Annotated in this window: 4 protein-coding genes; all 4 read right to left on the minus strand. The window is 56.1% G+C overall.

Features of this window, described 5'->3' with window-relative positions; genetic code table 11:
- Positions 1-455 (minus strand): transporter (locus ABYW01_RS20825; RefSeq protein WP_372836451.1); only part of this gene is annotated, 455 nt, incomplete at its 3' end.
- A complete protein-coding gene (locus ABYW01_RS20830) occupies positions 452-760 on the minus strand; it encodes a heavy-metal-associated domain-containing protein (protein ID WP_372836453.1) in 309 nt (102 codons plus the stop codon). The genes ABYW01_RS20830 and ABYW01_RS20825, both read right to left, overlap by 4 nt.
- 14 nt (positions 761-774) lie before the next feature.
- Positions 775-1,149, minus strand: coding sequence for a hypothetical protein (locus ABYW01_RS20835; protein WP_372836455.1), 375 nt, complete (start codon positions 1,147-1,149; stop codon positions 775-777).
- Between the two features lie 9 nt (positions 1,150-1,158).
- A partial coding sequence (locus tag ABYW01_RS20840; protein WP_372836457.1) for a transporter occupies positions 1,159-1,773 on the minus strand: 615 nt, incomplete at its 5' end.

Genomic DNA, 1,773 nt, shown 5'->3' on the forward strand with positions numbered 1-1,773 from the left:
AAGCGGCCCTGGGCATCGTGCTTATCATACTCCCCGGTGGGAGCCTCCAAACCGGCAAACCCGGCCACGCGCAGGGTTTGCCCCGGCCAATCGCGCTGGTAGAAAGTTTGGCGACCAAACAGCGTGAGATCACCGAAACCGGAATTGGAACGGTTGACGTGGTTACTATCGGGGTGTATGTCCAGATCCTTGATCAGATAAGGCAGCGCGCCGAACACGGCCAGCTTTTCGCTGGCACCATAGCCCAGGACCGAGATGACGCCGTCGACCGCCATATCACGCCCCATGCCACTGGGATCGCTTCCGGAGCGCATCGCCACCGCTTGCTCGCGGAGGATAAAATTGCCCTCAGCCACTGGCAGCGCGGTGTTAAAGGTAATGGGAGCCGCCTGAGCGCTCCCAACAAGGCTTAATAGTCCCCACCCAGTGCAGCCGATCAGTAGCGCTCTGTTCATTGTTCCGGCTCCGTTTCTGTCTGGTTGAAGGAGCGGAGGCTAAAGCCGGACAACTTGACCGCTGCGCGCACTTCCGCTTCGGTCAGGGTTTTGCCTTCCTGCATCCGGATACGCAGCTCGCCTGTTTTCAGGTCGGATTCGATCTTCTCCACGCCATCAAGCTGACTCAGTTTCTTTTCGATACCGTAAACGCAAAATGGGCAGGCCAATCCATCCACATTGGCCTGGTAGACTACCGGGGAGGCAAAGACCGGTGCACTCAACAGCAAGGCCAGGAGCGTCAAGGAAATATATTTAATCATCATAAGTTATCCTTTGATCAAGCGTTATCCAGCCACAGGGCGATGGGCAATAGGGCATAAGCGGTAAATACCGAGACGATGAATATCAGCGAATTGGCGGCCAGGATGCGACGTTGCCATTTCAGTAATCGAGCGGACGTCAGGTCACACTGACCGGTTCGGTGCAGACGCCACCAACTATATGCCAGCACCAGGGCGGTTATGGAAAAGGTAATCGCCTTGTACTGTGACAGCCACGCCAACCAGGGCAGCGTAGAAACCAGGGATGCCACCACACCCCCCATGCCCAAGGTCACCAGAGCGATCGGCAAGGCACAGCAGGTGGTGCCGAGCAGGGCCAGGCCGAATCCGCCCAGCAGCGAAGAGTTGGTTTTAACGTTCTCCATATCCATCACCCCACCTTAATAGACAAAACCGATGCCGATACTGAATTCATCGCCGCGCGATATCTGGGTACCTTCAAGATGCTCATACAGCGGTGTTTTGTACTCGGCACGAAACATCACGCCACCGCGATACCAGACAAATACGGGTCCGGCCGATAATCGATCGCCCCCGGTCACACCGGCGGTATCCCGTCCACGCTCTTCGTGACGTGCGCTTAGATCCAGCATGAGAAAGATACCGGTATTGGTCAGGTTGTCATGGTAGGGGTGCCAGCCAATATTGATATCCAGACCCAGTTCGTCACCCTCATGGATACCTCGCTCCCCTCCCGTGTTTGCCCAGTAGAAAAGATCGTAATACTGGTACAGGTCCGCTTGCTCGAAGCTGGCCGAAAAACTCACGCCGAAATCGATGCTGCCATCGCCCACCGGAAAATCATCGTCGGTACTCCCCGTGGGCAACCTGATACTTGGCGTAAACGCAATATTGCCCGTGGAAGCTGGTTTGTTTTCATAGCGCTTGAGTGGAACGCCAACAATCAGATCGCCTAACCCCGTGCCGGATTCCCGAACGGCCAAACCATCGCGAACGACGGCCCGTGACTGGTCAACATAGGGTAGTTTGAGGGA

The sequence above is a fragment of the Pontibacterium sp. genome (genome assembly GCF_041587635.1).
Lineage (GTDB): Bacteria > Pseudomonadota > Gammaproteobacteria > Pseudomonadales > Balneatricaceae > Pontibacterium.

Excerpts from the sequence above, each read along its gene's own strand:
- ABYW01_RS20830 (WP_372836453.1), bottom strand. The coding sequence starts at position 760 with ATGATGATTAAATATATTTCCTTGACGCTCCTGGCCTTGCTGTTGAGT.
- ABYW01_RS20835 (WP_372836455.1), bottom strand. The coding sequence starts at position 1,149 with ATGGATATGGAGAACGTTAAAACCAACTCTTCGCTGCTGGGCGGATTC.